This window comes from Vibrio sp. 1580, from assembly GCF_033340055.1.
On record NZ_JAWOVT010000004.1, the window covers coordinates 322,645 to 337,884 of the forward strand.

Annotated in this window: 16 protein-coding genes; 10 read left to right on the forward strand and 6 right to left on the reverse strand. The window is 43.7% G+C overall.

All coding sequences use genetic code 11. From position 1 onward, the window contains the following. The first annotated feature begins 137 nt into the window (after positions 1 to 137). The 6 genes from R7093_RS08875 (at position 138) to R7093_RS08900 (ending at position 4,843) form a co-directional block, all read left to right on the forward strand. Positions 138 to 1,061, forward strand: coding sequence for a LysR family transcriptional regulator (locus R7093_RS08875; protein WP_029844656.1), 924 nt, complete (start codon positions 138 to 140; stop codon positions 1,059 to 1,061). A 115-nt stretch (positions 1,062 to 1,176) separates the two neighbouring features. Then, positions 1,177 to 1,491: a hypothetical protein gene (locus R7093_RS08880; protein ID WP_267923439.1), complete on the forward strand. Its 315-nt coding sequence runs from the start codon at positions 1,177 to 1,179 to the stop codon at positions 1,489 to 1,491. Between the two features lie 47 nt (positions 1,492 to 1,538). Further along, entirely contained in the window at positions 1,539 to 2,225 is a 687-nt protein-coding gene (locus R7093_RS08885) for a helix-turn-helix transcriptional regulator (protein WP_042523379.1), read from the forward strand. A gap of 164 nt (positions 2,226 to 2,389) precedes the next feature. Then, entirely contained in the window at positions 2,390 to 2,572 is a 183-nt protein-coding gene (locus tag R7093_RS08890) for a hypothetical protein (RefSeq protein ID WP_021035913.1), read from the forward strand. A gap of 940 nt (positions 2,573 to 3,512) precedes the next feature. Further along, entirely contained in the window at positions 3,513 to 4,475 is a 963-nt protein-coding gene (locus R7093_RS08895) for a glycine zipper family protein (RefSeq protein ID WP_213961398.1), read from the forward strand. Then, positions 4,463 to 4,843: a hypothetical protein gene (locus tag R7093_RS08900; protein ID WP_005374128.1), complete on the forward strand. Its 381-nt coding sequence runs from the start codon at positions 4,463 to 4,465 to the stop codon at positions 4,841 to 4,843. The genes R7093_RS08895 and R7093_RS08900 overlap by 13 nt, the downstream gene beginning before the upstream one ends. 87 nt (positions 4,844 to 4,930) lie before the next feature. Here R7093_RS08900 and R7093_RS08905 read toward each other — a convergent pair whose 3' ends face one another. Beyond that, a complete protein-coding gene (locus tag R7093_RS08905; protein WP_318146623.1) occupies positions 4,931 to 5,485 on the reverse strand; it encodes a sugar O-acetyltransferase in 555 nt (184 codons plus the stop codon). 129 nt (positions 5,486 to 5,614) lie between these two features. Then, positions 5,615 to 6,013 (reverse strand): OsmC family protein, encoded by a 399-nt coding sequence (locus R7093_RS08910; protein ID WP_262638289.1) that lies wholly within the window; start codon positions 6,011 to 6,013, stop codon positions 5,615 to 5,617. 202 nt (positions 6,014 to 6,215) lie between these two features. On the opposite strand from R7093_RS08910, the gene msrB reads away from it, so the two are divergent. Both msrB and R7093_RS08920 read left to right on the forward strand, forming a co-directional pair. After that, a complete protein-coding gene (gene msrB / locus R7093_RS08915; RefSeq protein ID WP_005374134.1) occupies positions 6,216 to 7,358 on the forward strand; it encodes a peptide-methionine (R)-S-oxide reductase MsrB in 1,143 nt (380 codons plus the stop codon). 33 nt (positions 7,359 to 7,391) lie between these two features. Then, on the forward strand, positions 7,392 to 7,538 hold the full coding sequence (locus tag R7093_RS08920; protein WP_005374142.1) for a DUF2256 domain-containing protein: 147 nt from the start codon (positions 7,392 to 7,394) through the stop codon (positions 7,536 to 7,538). Positions 7,539 to 7,599: 61 nt separating this feature from the next. On the opposite strand, the gene R7093_RS08925 is transcribed toward R7093_RS08920, so the two are convergent. From R7093_RS08925 to R7093_RS08935, 3 genes are read right to left on the reverse strand one after another with little or no spacing between them, the layout of a single operon-like run. After that, on the reverse strand, positions 7,600 to 8,307 hold the full coding sequence (locus R7093_RS08925) for an SDR family oxidoreductase (RefSeq protein WP_318146624.1): 708 nt from the start codon (positions 8,305 to 8,307) through the stop codon (positions 7,600 to 7,602). Beyond that, complete coding sequence (locus tag R7093_RS08930) at positions 8,307 to 9,851, reverse strand: cryptochrome/photolyase family protein (RefSeq protein WP_170893060.1); 1,545 nt, start codon at positions 9,849 to 9,851, stop codon at positions 8,307 to 8,309. Before R7093_RS08930 ends, R7093_RS08925 begins: the two co-directional genes overlap by 1 nt. Further along, positions 9,851 to 11,203 carry a DASH family cryptochrome gene (locus tag R7093_RS08935; protein ID WP_318146625.1) on the reverse strand — a complete coding sequence of 451 codons (1,353 nt, stop codon included), beginning with the start codon at positions 11,201 to 11,203 and terminating at the stop codon, positions 9,851 to 9,853. The genes R7093_RS08930 and R7093_RS08935 overlap by 1 nt, the downstream gene beginning before the upstream one ends. 349 nt (positions 11,204 to 11,552) lie before the next feature. Here R7093_RS08935 and R7093_RS08940 point away from each other — a divergent pair, with 349 nt between their 5' ends. Next, positions 11,553 to 12,566, forward strand: a complete 1,014-nt coding sequence (locus tag R7093_RS08940; RefSeq protein ID WP_318146626.1) for a GGDEF domain-containing protein — start codon at positions 11,553 to 11,555, stop codon at positions 12,564 to 12,566. A gap of 90 nt (positions 12,567 to 12,656) precedes the next feature. Here the strand turns inward: R7093_RS08940 and R7093_RS08945 are convergent, their stop codons facing one another. Then, positions 12,657 to 13,235 (reverse strand): malate synthase, encoded by a 579-nt coding sequence (locus tag R7093_RS08945; RefSeq protein WP_005374156.1) that lies wholly within the window; start codon positions 13,233 to 13,235, stop codon positions 12,657 to 12,659. Between the two features lie 174 nt (positions 13,236 to 13,409). On the opposite strand from R7093_RS08945, the gene R7093_RS08950 reads away from it, so the two are divergent. Then, complete coding sequence (locus R7093_RS08950; protein WP_318146627.1) at positions 13,410 to 14,966, forward strand: DUF3612 domain-containing protein; 1,557 nt, start codon at positions 13,410 to 13,412, stop codon at positions 14,964 to 14,966. Positions 14,967 to 15,240: the final 274 nt, after the last annotated feature.

Below are 15,240 nucleotides of genomic sequence, written 5' to 3' on the forward strand. Positions count from 1 at the left end.
TTCTTCTTCCCAAAATCAAGGTCGTAATACTGGTGCATAGTCTAGATTGTTTTCTTCTTGAAGATAATCTCTATAATTAGAAATTAATTGTATCCTTGTGCTCAACAATAAATGCTTCACGATAATAGGAGATTGATGTGAACGCGATTGCCTCCCTGCCCGTTTTTGTTGCTGTTGTCGAATGCGGCAGCTTTTCCCTTGCGGCCAAACAGCTGAATCTGACGAAATCGGCGATCAGCAAACGCATCAACCAACTAGAAGACGATTTGGGCATTCGTCTCCTTAACCGAACCACGCGTAAGCTGAGCCTGACCGAAGCGGGAGAACGCTATTTTGAGTACGCTTCTCAAGCGCTCAATCTGGCCCAGCAAGGCGTGGACGCGGTATCGGAACTGCAAGGCTCTCCACAAGGTCGGCTCAAAATTACCGTGCCGATGTCTTTCGGTGTGCTGCATATCGCGCCTTTGATCAGCGAGTTTCTCGCTCGTTACCCGAAAATTGAAGTGGATTTAAACCTCGAAGACAAAATGGTCGATTTGGTTAAAGACAGTTTTGATTTGGGGATCCGTATTGGTGAACTCACCTCTTCCAATCTCATCGCAAAACGTCTCGCCCCTTGTAAAAGTGTGCTTTGTGCCTCGCCAGATTACTTAGCGGAGTTTGGAACACCACAAAAACCAAGTGATTTAGTCAGTCACAACTGCCTGCGCTACTCCTATTTCCGTGGCGGCGTCGAATGGATGTTCATCAACAACGGCAGCGAATACAAGGTACTTCCAAAAGGAAACTTTATCGTCAATAACAGCGAAGCCATTCGCCAGTTGCTGTTAAGAGGTTCGGGCATTGCGCAACTGCCAACATTTATTGCAGGAAGAGACTTTGCCGCAGGAAATCTAAAACCGGTGATGGAAGAGTATTCTCTACCAGAACACGCCATTTATGCGGTTTTTCCTGAGCGCAAGCACATGCCGTTGAAAGTAAGAGCCTTTATCGATTTTATCAGCGAAAAACTCGGCACAGATTTACCTTACTGGGATCGTTACAACAGCCCAGAAAAATAACCATATTGATGATAAGTGAGTGAGATTTCACTACTGACATGTTCTGACATTCCATCCGCGTAACCTTATTTGGAACTCAACAGGCAATCAGCCAAAACCAATAAGGAATCACAATATGGAAACCGTTATCGAAACTGTGCAATTTCGTCTAACCGCAGGCACAACAGAGCAAGACGTGATCGCCGCTGCCAAACAGTCACAAACGTTTGTGAAGAATCTGCCGGGCTTTTTATACCGATCACTCAGTCACGAAGCGACGGACGATGTGTGGACAGACATCATTTACTGGCGTTCAATGGACGATGCAAAACAGGCGGGAAAACAGATTAAGCAAGCCGTTGAATTTCAGCCTCTGTTATTGATGATTGACTGCGAAAGTTTCGAGCTTAAACATCACAACTTAAAAATGTGCAGTGAGCTAGAGAAGTAATCAGCCACACTACCACTAACAACCAGTAGGTCTAGATAAGGAACATCATGAGCAAATCAGAACGACTGTTTGAGCTACTGACGCTTTTGCGCGCAAAGCGTTACGCAGTGACAGCGAAAGAGCTCGCAGAAAGAATGGAAGTCAGCGAACGTACGATTTATCGCGATATTCAGTCGTTGCTTAGTTCTGGTGTTCCTATTCAAGGTGAAGCAGGTGTTGGCTACCTATTGCAAGCTGGCTCTCATCTGCCGCCTTTGATGTTCTCAGAAAAAGAGATGATGGCGCTTGAACTGGGTATGCGGATGGTTCGAGCCTGGTCGGATGCCGAACTCGCCGAAGCGTCTCACTCTGCGTCCACCAAAATACTTTCGGTATTGCCCGATAAGCTCAAACAACAAGTGGAAGATTGTCCGCTGATTGTGCCCGATTATCACACCCAATCCGAGACTGCCAAACGAGGGCAGCTTCTGCGCCACGCGATTGATCATCAGTTTAAGGTCAGTTTGGATTACCAAGATGAAAGCGGACAGGTGACCGAAAGAAAAATCCAACCGTTAGGCCAGTTCTTTTGGGGCAAAGTCTGGACGCTGGTCGCCTGGTGCGAATTGCGCGATGACTACCGCCAGTTCCGCCTCGACCGTATCCAAGCACTGCGTATGCACGATGAAGAGTTTGAGAGTGCGGAAACCAAATCTCTCAAACATTATATTGCGCAGTATGAATCGAAAGATTGAGTGTTCTTCATCCTTCCATCAAAAGGATTCTAAATTGCTCTGCTCAATGCGCGATATTTGGAAAGGTACATTTAGTTAAACTAACGTTTCATTTTTAACAGATGCGCAACCAACCTAAGATCGTTAACTTAAGTAGCACGTCAACCACACCGGAGCGTGAAGCTATGAAAGTACTGATTCAATACACCCAAGCAGGGAAATATCGAGATCAAGCGTGGGAGTCTTTAACTCTTCGATCTAAAGGTGATATGCAGGCCGTTACCCCTTCTTATGCTGCCCAACTTATCGAACAAAGCAAAGCGACACTTGTGATGACTGAGGAGCAACAAATCGTTATTCATCCATAACCGACTATTAGCCTTGTTTAACCAACCTTTGTTAGTTGTGCAAGGCTTACATCTCGCCATTACACGTTATCCATTTTATACACGACCAACTATATTTACATAAAAATCAATAAAATAGTTCTTATTTTCGTTCTCGACACTCCTTCAAAACGGCCTTACATTCATAGCTAAGATATAGGTTATCTGTTAGTTTCTTCATGATAAAAATTAGGATAAAACCTTTGAAAAAGCATCGGTTTATTATAAGGATAGGTGCAATATGCAATTGATCTGGAACATTATTGGATACTTAATGTTCTCTGGTGTATTAGTTATTTTTTTTCAAACATTCTTTATAGGTATCATGCACCTTTTAATGCCAAAAGACATTGTCAATAGCTACTTTAAAGAACCTTATTTTAACACTTTCGAACTAGCTCTATTTACAGGTTGGCCTTACGCATTTTTCCGAACATTGATGTTTGTTCGTTTAATCGTTCAACCTAACTCAGGTAAAAAACGAAAGTTACCCGATGTATCCCAAGAGGTGCCTAGGTGGTACCGCCTATTATCCTTCATAATAATATGGGTAATTATCATAAACTCTACAATGTTAGCACTTGTATTTTTTATCGCAGGTTTTTTATCACTAGCAAATCATGTATGACCTTCACTTATCCAACCAAGTTTAATATCACACTTTAAATGTAAAAAATCACATTAACAATTTCATGCAAATAATAAATACATCAGCTAATTTGTAAATTTTTAAAATGAAAGTCTAGAATGCAAAAAATAAACCTTTTTAAATATAGTTTTTTGTTAGTATCTGCACAAACAAATTATTAGCTAGAGGTGCTCTGTGTCGGGATTATTTGAGTATAAAATAAAAACTCATGATAACTTATAATCAATTATATTAAACATGTATGGTGCTCCATATGGTAGCAAGGACTATCAGATGGTACTGACTCATATAATGACATTAAACAAGCATATTTCAGATCCTAACCGCATTAGAGCTGGCGATATCATTTGGTTATCAGCTCTACCCAAATCAAGCTCTCAACTTAAAACTCAAAGTAACAATGCGTTACCTCCTAAAAGTATCGCGAAGCTAGGGACCTACCCAGCGTCTAAACCTCAAATGCCCAGCTCTCCTCCCCATAAAGTTTTGCCTCCCAATCTTCTCAGCTACAATCAACCTCCAAAATCAATCTCAAATCAAGTTCCACCGCAACATGCTGAAATGTTTTGGGCGTTGGCATGGTTAGAAAACAACGCCAATATGATTACTATTCCAGGAGGTACCTTGATGGGTGCTACAGGGAACTTGATGAGTAAAGGAAATATTAAGCTCATTGAGAACATCAACGACCTTTACGCAAACTATAAAAACGGAGTAATAAGTAAAGGACAATATGATGGTCGACGTAAAAAACATTTAGACCTACTAAAGAAAAATGTTGGCCCTATGGAAAAGCTGTTATTTGGCAACAAAACGACTCACCAGTCTATTCGCATAGCTCGAAGTGGAGGGTTACCTGCGAATGCTCATATAGTTAAACAAGCCGAAAAACTGAATAAAATAGCTCAAGCATCTAAAGTGGGCGGACATGTTTTAGTCGGTGTTGGTCTGACGGCTTCCTGCATTCAGATTGCGAATACACAAGACCAACATGAGAAGAATGAAATTTTTGTTGAGTCAATAACTAGCACAGCTGTAGGAATGGGTACCAGCGCGTTAGTCGGTCTATTTTTAGTATCAAACCCTATTGGCTGGGGGACTGCCATTGTACTCGCTGCCGGTTCAACGGCTGTAGGTTATGCATCCGGTAAAGTGGCAAAAAGCTTTTATAATTCAATTGAAAGCAAGCCAAACTTAGTCGCTAGTACTGGAATAGAGTCTATATGCAGCAAGTAATCACATTTCTTTTTTACACTTTAATGACTGGTGTGATTATTATTTTCTTACAAACCATTTTTATCGGTGTCATGCACTTTCTGATGCCGAAGGAGATTGTTGGGAACTATTTTAAAAAACCATATTTTAATGAATTTGAGCTTTCTTTATTCACAGGGTGGCCTTACGCATTTTTCCGAACATTGATGTTTGTTCGTTTAATCGTTCAACCTAGCTCAGGTGAAAAGCGAAAATTACCTAATATTTCTAGAGAAGTACCAAAATGGTATCGTTATTTGTCGATTCTATTACTGGGTATTATCATTGTTAACTCTGTTGTCGTTGCCCTGACTTTATCAATTGGTGCCGTTCTTTTAGCAATTGAGTGAGGAATTAACATTAAAATATAACGATGTACTCGACGAAGAGAGCTCAGTCTGAACTCTCTAATCGCCAGAGTTATTGCATACTAACCTCTACTCTTCTTCGTTGAGACGACGAATCAACTTAGCTGGCGTGCCTCCGTATAGACAATCTGGCGGCACATCATGGTTGACTACCGAGTTCGCCGCAATAACCGAACGAGCGCCAACTGTTACACCTTGGTTAATGACGGAGTTACCGCCAATCCACACATCATCTTCAATCGTGATGGGTTTACAAAACGTTTCCCAACGTCGGCGACTGCGGTAATCAACAGAATGAGAAGCGGTATAAAATTGCACGCTCGGTCCAATGAGCACGTGGTTCCCGATGGTAATTTTGGCACCATCGAGCATGACCACGTTCATGTTGATAAAGGTTTCTTCACCTATTTCGATGGTCTTACCAAATTCACAATGAAAAGGGGACTGGACAATACAACGGCCTACCTTGCCAAATAGCTGCTTTTGCAATTCGTCGCACTGACTTTCGTCGGTGTTATTATTAAGTGCTCTAAGTGCTTGAAGAGCATGGCTTCTAATGGCGTCAATTTCTTTGTCCATGCCATCAAAGACCTGGCCAGACATCATTTTTTCTAGTTCTGTCACTGGAAGACTCCTACAACCTGCAATTACTGCTTTCAGATTCTTCACAAGGTACGTGAACTGCGAAATAAAAAAAGAGAAAAGCCCGGACTTTTCTCTTTCCTGTTTTTACATTTTGTGGAGTCTGTCAACTTACACAATTTCCCAACTGTGGGTCATCTCAACACCTTCGCCTAGCATTAAGCAAACCGAGCAGTATTTTTCTAGCGAGTCAGCCGCCACTTTTACTACGACTTCTGGGTCAAGCTCGTCACCTGACACTTCAAAGTGGATATTCACTTGCGTAAAGATACGCGGTGCGGTTTCACGACGCTCTGTGGTTAGCTTGGCATTAACTGACGAAACCTTTTGGCCTGCTGTTTTCAAACCATCAACAACATCGACTGAGCTACAGCCACCAGCAGCCATTAGTACCATTTCCATTGGGCTTGGTGCGGTTGCACCACCATTGCCATCCATCACTACGGAGTGGCCCGACTGAGATTGCCCAAGGAATTTAAAATCTTCTATCCATTTAACTTCAGCTTGCATGATTTACCTCATTTAGCATCGCTTATTCAAGGCATCGTTGCCCTTACTAGCGGTGTGTTTCTTGTCGATACTTTAGCTCTATCGCATAAAAGGGCAACGGAATTTTCAACATTACTGTAATTTTTTCGCTCGGTTACCTTTCTCTATACGTAACACTTTTTATTTAAGTAACACTTTCTACAAAAATAACGATGAGGTAGCTATGAAGAATATGTCTAAGTTATTGGCCGGTTTCTCCTTCGCACTTCCAGTCTTGTTTCTACTATTGAGTAAAACAGGTACCGCCGATACGATGGATAAGCTGAAGGCTTCAGAGAATACAAGAATCGCAACGCTAGCTGGCGGTTGTTTCTGGTGTACAGAATCGGATTTAGAGCAACTGCCCGGCGTAATCGATGTTGTATCAGGTTATTCAGGTGGTCATATTGAAAACCCGACTTACCGCCAAGTCTCTTCTGGTAAATCTGGTCATATTGAAGTGATTGAGGTGAAGTACGATCCTGCTGTCGTGAACTACGAACAAGTGCTGGACTACTTCTTCCGCCATATCGACCCTACCGACGATAAAGGTTCATTTGTTGACCGTGGACCTCAATACCGTCCAGCGATCTTCTACCATAATGCGGAGCAAAAACAGATTGCTAAGCAGTTTATGATGGAAATCGACAAGGCGATGATCTATCCAAAGCCGTTGAAAACAGAGTTGATCGAGTTTGAAAAGTTTTACCCTGCGGAGTCGTACCATCAGGATTACTACAAGAAGAGTAGCCTAAAGTACAAATACTACCGCTACGCATCAGGTCGCGATAAATACCTCGACGAAGTGTTTGGTGAAGATCGAAAAGAAAGCCCTAAAACACTTCGACAGTTGATTGAAGAAAAAAAGCTGCTTTCGAAAGTGAAAGCGTACAGTAAACCTGCTCAGTCTGAAATCAAATCAAACTTAACAGAGCTACAGTATTACGTGACGCAAGAAGAAGGCACGGAGCGTCCGTTTGATAATGAATACTGGGACAACAAAGAAGCGGGAATTTATGTTGATATTGTGACCGGTGAACCGCTATTTTCTTCTACTGATAAATACAAATCTGGCACAGGTTGGCCAAGCTTTACTCGACCAATTAACCCGGGCTACATCGTGGAGAAAACCGATTATAAACTGCTCTACCCTAGAACGGAGATCCGCAGTAAGTTTGGTGATTCACACCTAGGTCATGTGTTTAAAGATGGTCCTAAGCCGACGGGATTACGCTATTGCATGAACTCTGCTGCGATGAAATTTGTACCTGTGAACAAGATGGCGAGTTTAGGCTACGGCGATTACCTGTACCTATTTGATAAGTAGTTTTAACCAAATTAGGAGTGAACATTCAGCGCGATGAAAGGTTTTAAATCCAACCTTCCCATGAAAGTCTGTCCGGTCTGTCAGCGCCCATTTTCTTGGAGAAAGAAGTGGGCGCGAAATTGGGAGGAAATCGTTTATTGTTCTGAGCGTTGCCGAAGAAATAAATCAACGAAAACGTAGGTCACGCCGACCCTCTCTGGAGTATGTTATTTCATTTGTATTAACGTTTGTACGCGTTCTCTTACCAAGGTAATAACGTCCCATCATAAGCCCAAAACGCCCCGCTATCTTGCGGGGTTGCTTTTTCTATCAAGCCTAATAAATCCTTAGCAACTCGCTCTGGCGTAAACAACTTTCCCTCTGGGACATTGGTTTGAAAAGATGCCGACAAAGCGGTATCTGTGGTGCCAGGGTGAAGTGAAAGCACCGTGCCATGTTTGACCACTCTTTGCCATTCGATCGACATGGTTTTTAGGAACATGTTTAATGCGGCTTTCGATGCTCGATAGCTGTACCAACCACCTAACTGATTATCGCTAATGCTGCCAACTTTGGCCGAAATGGTCGCAAACTTGGGTGCAGTACTGCGCTTTAGCTTGGGCGTGAAGTATTTCGCCAACAGCAAACTTGGCAAAGTATTAACCGTGATGGTTTGCTGAAAGAAGTCTGCGTCGAGCGAATTAAGATTCTTTTCAGGGCCTTTCTCTTGGGTGTGCAACATACCAACACAGTTCACCAACCAATCGACGTGTTCAATCTGCTCACTGAACGCTTTTATCTGCTCGTCTTGCGATACATCCACTTGATGCCAAACGACATTTGGGTGTTGCCAATCTGGTTGCTGCTTACGATAAGTGGCATGCACGCGCGCTTGAGGGAACCGAGCTGCGGCTTCTCTCACCACTGCCAAACCAATTCCACCATTGCCACCGACGATGAGTATTTCCATCACAAGTTCTCCACGTTTTCTATGTAGTGCTCTGCGGTATCAAGAATCGCTTGGCGTTGCTGTTCTTCCATGTTGTCCCAAGAGCGGAAAATCATCCCGATTCGTGGATTGGCTGCGAGGCGCTTGTCGTGCTTGTTCATAAAGCGCCAATAAAGGCTGTTAAACGGACACGAGCCTTCTCCGCTCCTCGCCTTATTGTCGTAATGGCAACCTTTACAGTAGTCGCTCATTTTGTTGATGTAAGAACCACTCGCCGCGTAAGGTTTGGTGCCAACAATGCCGCCATCCGCAAACAATGCCATGCCACGTGTGTTCGGCATTTCGACCCATTCAATCGCATCAACATAGATACCGAGATACCACTCATCCACTTGATCTGGGTCGATCTCGGTTAGCAAGCAAAAGTTACCAGTGACCATCAAACGTTGGATGTGGTGTGCGTAGGCATAATCGAGGGACTGCTCAATCGCATTGCGCATACAGGCCATTTTGGTTTCGCCACTCCAAAAGAAGTTTGGCAGCTTTCTTTCTGCGCCCAGCTCGTTCTTTTTCGGGTAATGAGGCATGTTCGCCCAATAGACGCCTCGAATGTACTCTCGCCATCCTAATATTTGGCGAATAAACCCTTCAACTTGAGAAATGTCGATGTCCGCGTTGGAATGAAATGCCTTGAGTGAAGCATCAATGACTTCTCTCGGGTGCAGCAATTTGCTGTTAAGCGAGAATGAAATTCGGCTGTGATACAAGCTCCACTTAGCATCATGCTGGCCTGTCATGGCGTCTTGAAAACGGCCGAACAACGGCAGACAGACTTGGCAGAAATGCGCGAGTAAAGAGAGGCTTTGCGCGCGATTGATCGGCCACAACAAGTCTCCTTCGAGATTTCCGATAGTTTTGATGTCATGTTTTGCCAATCGCTCAATAATGTCGCTTACGTCGGTACTGAACATCAAAGGTTGTGGAAGTTGTTCAATGTCTTTGGCTTTGAGCTTGTTACGATTATTGGCATCGTAATTCCATTTTCCGCCGACGGGCTTTCCGTCTTGCATCAAGATGTCGAAGCGCTTGCGCATACGGCGGTAAAAGTGCTCCATCATGATGTGTTTGCCTTGAGGAAACTGCGATTCTATTTCCTCAAACGGCAACAAAAAATGTTCCGAGTCGACACAACGCGTCACGACCCCATCAAGCTTTAGTTTGGCTAACTGCTCCAGCAGACGGTATTCATCCGGGCGTTGATATTCAAACTTACTTGCACCAACTTCACTCGCGTAGTGTTGCAAGACTTGCTCAAGATCGTCGAAGGATTGTGTGTCATCCAATGTGAGGTACAGAACTTGGTGACCTTCACTCTGACGCTCTTTCGCAAACTGTTCCATTGCAGAAAAGAACGCACACACTTTCTGAATATGGTGCGTGACGTATGTATTCTCTTGCTTGAGCTCCGCAATCAGGTAAAGCACTTGCTCATCCGGTTGCTGAAACCAAGAGTGCTCACTGTTAAGTTGATCGCCCAAGATCAATCGTACGGTTTCAAATTGCATTACGGTTTCTCCGATGACGAAGCTTTGTCACTGCTGCCCATCACAATCGGCCAATCGACCATGTCTACACTATCCAAATGCGCGCCAGGACAACGACCTTGCCACCTATCGATGAACTCCATGTGCGGATCGTACATTTCGGTTTGCTTTTCGAGGTTGAATTGTCGTGAACCACGCGGATCAGCACCAACGCCCGCTAGGTATTGCCAATTTCCCCAGTTTGATGCCACATCGTAATCAACCAGTTGTGACTCAAAGTACGCCGCGCCATAACGCCAATCGAGGCCAAGTTCATGCACCAAACAACTGGCGACTAACTGTCTGCCACGATTCGACATATAACCGGTTTCATTAAGTTGGTGCATACACGCATTGACGATAGGAAATGGCGTTTCACCTTTCTTCCATTGTTGAAAACGGTGCGCGTAAAAGCTGGTGAGTGGTGCTTGATTTTGGATGCCACCGAATCGGAAGAGCTGTCGCTTGTGTCGACGGGCATACCAATAAAAGTATTCACGCCAAAGCAGCTCGAAGTAAATCCAGTAGGTTGAATCATTTGCACCATTCTCCGCTTCATAACGTTTCAACATGGCATAAATAGTTTTCGGAGAAACGCACCCATGAGCTAGCCAAGGAGAGAACTTGGTGGAGTAATCCATGCCATCTAAACCATTGCGTGTTTGTTTGTATTCACTGGCTAGTGTGGAAGCAAAATACTGGCGACAATGTTCAAGCCCGCGGCTTTCTCCACCATGAAACGCAGCTTTTGTGTCAAAGTAATATGCAGTAACGGAAGGAAGATTCACACCTAAAGGAATTGGAGGTAACGAACGGATACTCTCGTGGGGCCGAGAGATGTCTAAACCTTCAACTTGCTTTCTAAACTGCGTGAAAGTGGTAGGCAGATTGCTCAAGTCAAATGGCAGTTGTTCTTCCCTTAACAGGGTCCGGATTGCTTGCTGTTTTATTTTTACATGAGACGCGCCTTCAACTGCGCGATCTAACGCTTGTTGCTCATCCGAACCGGGAAAGGCGTCAGCATATATATGTGTGACGCCGAAGCGATTAACAGCATACTTGATTGCTTGATCGGGCGTTAGTTCAACCGCCCATAATCGCTGACCAAGGTGATTCAAAGATTGATTGAGTTCACTAAGCGATGAGTCGAGAAACTGCAATTTCGCGCGCCCGAAAGAGGCTTCCTGCGCAAAGTGCTGCAAGTAAGGCGTCATTGAAGGGTAGCAATACAAGCAAATTAACTCGTCCATTTCTACACTGGCGCTTTTCAACAGTGGGTTGTCGTGCAATCGCAAGTCGTTCGTGAACCAATAAAGTCCTATTTTCTTTTTCAATTCGCACCCTCAGATGTTAATTCTTCGTCTACGAGTTCTTTTCACGGAGACCCTGACGTTAAGCCTTTTGATTTACTTGCTTTTATACGAAAACGAGAGTTTGACGATCATTAGGTTACTGACGTTTACACGGAATCCATTTGCTGGATATATCAAAACACGCAATACCACCAAATTCCTGTACATGTTTCATACTGATATTTTATAAAATTTGAATCCAACGGTATTGATCACGATCTTAATCACTCATTTTCTATATAAACCATGCAAAAGTGATAAAAATTAAAGCGACATTAGTTAATATCCGTTAATCTAAGCCCAATCCCATTTTGCTAGTACCATCGCAGAAATGACCGACGAGTTTAAGAAATCAACCGCTAATTTAAAAAAAGCGGTCCCACTGATGATCAAAAACCATGTTGCTGCCACGCCAGCCAACTACGCGCTTTGGTATACCTACGTTGACAAGACCATTCCAGAACTCAACTTTGAGTTAGACACGGTGTTAGAAAACTACGGTATTTGCCCGCCAGCAACCAATAAACAGCTTTACAACAACTATGTGGCCAGCAAAGCAGAAACCAGCCTTGAAGATCTTAGAACCAATGTAGAAGTTCTGCTACATGAAGTATCCAGTTCAATGAGCGATACGATTTCAGATACTTCCTCCTTTTCTGAGATGGTAGACAAAAGCTTTAATAAACTGGAAAAAGTTGAGGACAATAGCCTAAGCATTGAAGAAGTGATGGTGGTGATTCGTCAACTTATCGCAGAGTCACACGAAATTCGTCACTCAACAAAGTTTTTGAATAGCCAATTGACTAACGCGAGTGAAGAAATTTCTCGCCTCAAAAACCAACTGGCTGAAGTACAGCAAGATGCGTTGTTCGATGGTTTGTCAAACCTATACAACCGCCGAGCATTTGACAAAGATCTCTCTTCACTTATCGCATCAAATCAGGCAATGACCTTGATCATGCTTGATATCGATCATTTCAAATCATTTAACGACAATTACGGGCACCTTTTTGGCGATACAGTGTTAAAAGCCATTGCCCGCCGGCTACAACAAAGCTGTCGAGATGGGATATGTGCGTACCGTTTTGGTGGTGAAGAATTCGCGTTAATTGTACCTAACAAATCTCTGCGAATTGCTCGCCAATATGCAGACACACTACGCCGGATGATAGAAAAACTGCGTATCAGAGATAAGCGCTCAGGCACACAAGTTCACAGCATTACCGCTTCTTTTGGGGTAGCAGAATTTGAGCCGGGTGATACGCCTGAAGCCTTAATCAATAAAGCCGATAAACAGCTTTATGAAGCAAAACAACTCGGTCGTAACCGCGTGATGCCAATTTAAATAAACTGACTAAGCGAAAACGACTTTTACGATGAAAAAGAAAACCCCGCGACGTAAAGTGCGGGGTTTTTGTATCCAATCATGAGTATCTTAATCGACGCTGTAACAGTAACTTAGAATGTAGTCGTCACCATTTTTTGCGGTATATTCTTTATCTTCACTGCATGCCATCGGCTTACCTTTTTTGTCGCCTTTGATTAGACTTATCCAATGGCGCATCGCGGTTGGTGCATTGCCAGTTAGTTCAGGATGAAACGTCGTGCGAGTTTCCAATTGAATATCGTCAATGTCCACTAATTCCACGCAACCAGTGCCTTTGTGACAGCCAAACAGCACTTCTACATGATTACCCGAATCATCTTTAAACAAAATCGATTTTGGATCTTCCTTTTCACCAGTGTACGCCACGAAGTGTTTTGGGCTTTTCAGGCCGCTGTGTGTACCGTCTTTGAAATAAGCCAAAACATGGCGGTAATCAATCACGTAACTTGATACATCTTGGTGCGACCCATTCTCCAATGGAAACATGCGGTCTAGTAGTTGCTTCGCTTTTACTTGTTTCTCACTCTGCTGCTCAGCACTTACCGCTTCGACGGCAAATACGGCTTCAGCGATAAATGGGCGTTGTTGTTGTTGCATCTCTTTTTTATCGAAGTTCAGCATATTCATCGTCATATCCTCGCACTTAAAAACTCGTCCTAGAGTAAAAACTTAAATCCTTTATTTAAGTTTCAGGCAATTCTGTGAAGTGGATGGTTAATTTCCTTGCCTGCTCATTATGTAGACTAGCGAAATATTGACTACAATTTCACAACAAAAATTTTACAATGTGAATTTTACAAAATGTCTGTGTCAAAAAGCCTTATTCGTCAGTCTCATTTTCTTGGTACGAAAATTCGTAACCTAAGAAAAAACAACCATTTAACGATGGAAGATTTGTCTGCCCGTTGTGTAAGAATTAATCCAGAGTACGCTCCGTCGGTTTCTTACCTTTCAATGATTGAGCGCGGAAAACGCGTACCGAGTATCGATATGCTCGAAGTGATCGCGGAAGTTTTTCAAAAAGATCCTGCTTGGTTTTTAGATGATGAACCCGAATTAGAAGCCATCACACCCAACAAAGGAAATCGTGGCGGGATTAGTGGCATGGCGTTGGAGCCGAGCTTTCTGTTCTCCAATGATATTCTTCAAATCGCGATACCAGAAATGCTCTCCCAAACAGGTATCACGGGGCGTCAGTTTGCTCATCTCTTGATTCGAGCACACCAAGAAAACCATCAAAACCATTTTCCTGATTTAGAGCGCGCCGCCGAAGAGGTCGGCTTGAAGCGGCTGAATCTATCTGTAGAAGATCTCGTAGACATTGCAAAGAGTATGGGATTGGATATCCGCTGGGTAGATCGAGCGCCACAAGATGTGATTGATGAACTGGGCGTCAGCGCCAAACAGTTGATTACGTCTTTCATGGAGCCACCTGGGACTATTTATCTCAATAAACGAATGCGTGACTATCCAACCCGATTGAAGTATGACTTGGCGGTATATATTGGTCATCGAGTGCTCCATAGCAGCGATGCAATGAATAACGTTTTATCTATCGGGCATCAAAACAATTGGGAGCAAATGGACAGCCCTGTGTCTAACTCTGAACTCAATTCGCAAGATATCCTGCAAGCTTGGCGTGATTTTGAGTCCAGCTTCTTTGCCGGTGCCCTACTCTGCCCCAAAGTACCCTTTCGTCAGTTGCTTGACCGTTCTGGTTACGAGATTGATGTTCACAAAAAGGCGGGAGTTTCTCCTTCTGTTGCAATGCGTCGCATGACGGTGGTCTCGCCTTACCCTCATTGGCACTATTTTGATGCCTATGGCCCTGGCAAGTTAAAAGCCGTGTATCGCGGAAATGGTATTCCATTGCCTTGGGGCAACATGCGCAAAGTGAACGACCCTTGCCAGCACTGGGCGGTATTCCGACGCCTTTCCCAGCCTTTGGATACAAGTTCAGCGCAAATTTCGATTTTAAATGTTGGTGACGAGCCACGTATCTACTGCTGCGAATCGGTCAACGTATTTGATCCTGCGGGGAATAATCGGGTGCTATGTGCCGGTATTGATCTTAACCCTGCCATTTCTGCACAAGGTGGCGATGCCGTTTCCATAGCGGAAGAACTTAAGTCCCTTTGTGTCGCTTCCGGCGGAAGTAGTGTTATTCCTCCCCACATCAAAAAAGACTTAACGACTATCGCTAAGATATTAAACATCAACTGGATAGAGCGCGGGATTCAAACCCAAGCAAGGTTGATCTGCTCCAGAGGGGCGGTTTGTCCAAGACAACCTAGTTGTTACAGCAAGTGCGGAGAAGCTGATGAGACGGGCAGCGACGTGAATATCATCGAGCTTTAGAAAGAAAAAACGCCAATCACAATAAACGTGATTGGCGGTATATACTTGTGAACAATTTGTATTCACTAACAACGTCAGTTGGCTAGGTGACCCTCGGCTTAATAAGGGTCACTCTAAGTAAAGCACGATGCGTGCCAACTTTAAAAAAGCCGTTTTTTAGTAGATCCAGATGCATATCGTTGCTTTATTAACCATTAATTTCGCAAACTGCATTTGCAAAATGCAACATTATGCAAATATGCCACTGAATGCACTGCTAATAACGACTCTCTCA

Bases quoted from the DNA above. Each gene is read 5' to 3' on its own strand.
- R7093_RS08925 (WP_318146624.1), bottom strand. From the start codon at position 8,307: ATGGAAATACTCATCGTCGGTGGCAATGGTGGAATTGGTTTGGCAGTG.
- R7093_RS08920 (WP_005374142.1), top strand. From the start codon at position 7,392: ATGAAAGGTTTTAAATCCAACCTTCCCATGAAAGTCTGTCCGGTCTGT.
- msrB (WP_005374134.1), top strand. From the start codon at position 6,216: ATGAAGAATATGTCTAAGTTATTGGCCGGTTTCTCCTTCGCACTTCCA.
- R7093_RS08880 (WP_267923439.1), top strand. From the start codon at position 1,177: ATGGAAACCGTTATCGAAACTGTGCAATTTCGTCTAACCGCAGGCACA.
- R7093_RS08940 (WP_318146626.1), top strand. From the start codon at position 11,553: ATGACCGACGAGTTTAAGAAATCAACCGCTAATTTAAAAAAAGCGGTC.
- R7093_RS08895 (WP_213961398.1), top strand. From the start codon at position 3,513: ATGGTACTGACTCATATAATGACATTAAACAAGCATATTTCAGATCCT.
- R7093_RS08900 (WP_005374128.1), top strand. From the start codon at position 4,463: ATGCAGCAAGTAATCACATTTCTTTTTTACACTTTAATGACTGGTGTG.
- R7093_RS08885 (WP_042523379.1), top strand. From the start codon at position 1,539: ATGAGCAAATCAGAACGACTGTTTGAGCTACTGACGCTTTTGCGCGCA.
- R7093_RS08930 (WP_170893060.1), bottom strand. From the start codon at position 9,851: ATGCAATTTGAAACCGTACGATTGATCTTGGGCGATCAACTTAACAGT.
- R7093_RS08950 (WP_318146627.1), top strand. From the start codon at position 13,410: ATGTCTGTGTCAAAAAGCCTTATTCGTCAGTCTCATTTTCTTGGTACG.
- R7093_RS08890 (WP_021035913.1), top strand. From the start codon at position 2,390: ATGAAAGTACTGATTCAATACACCCAAGCAGGGAAATATCGAGATCAA.
- R7093_RS08910 (WP_262638289.1), bottom strand. From the start codon at position 6,013: ATGCAAGCTGAAGTTAAATGGATAGAAGATTTTAAATTCCTTGGGCAA.
- R7093_RS08945 (WP_005374156.1), bottom strand. From the start codon at position 13,235: ATGAATATGCTGAACTTCGATAAAAAAGAGATGCAACAACAACAACGC.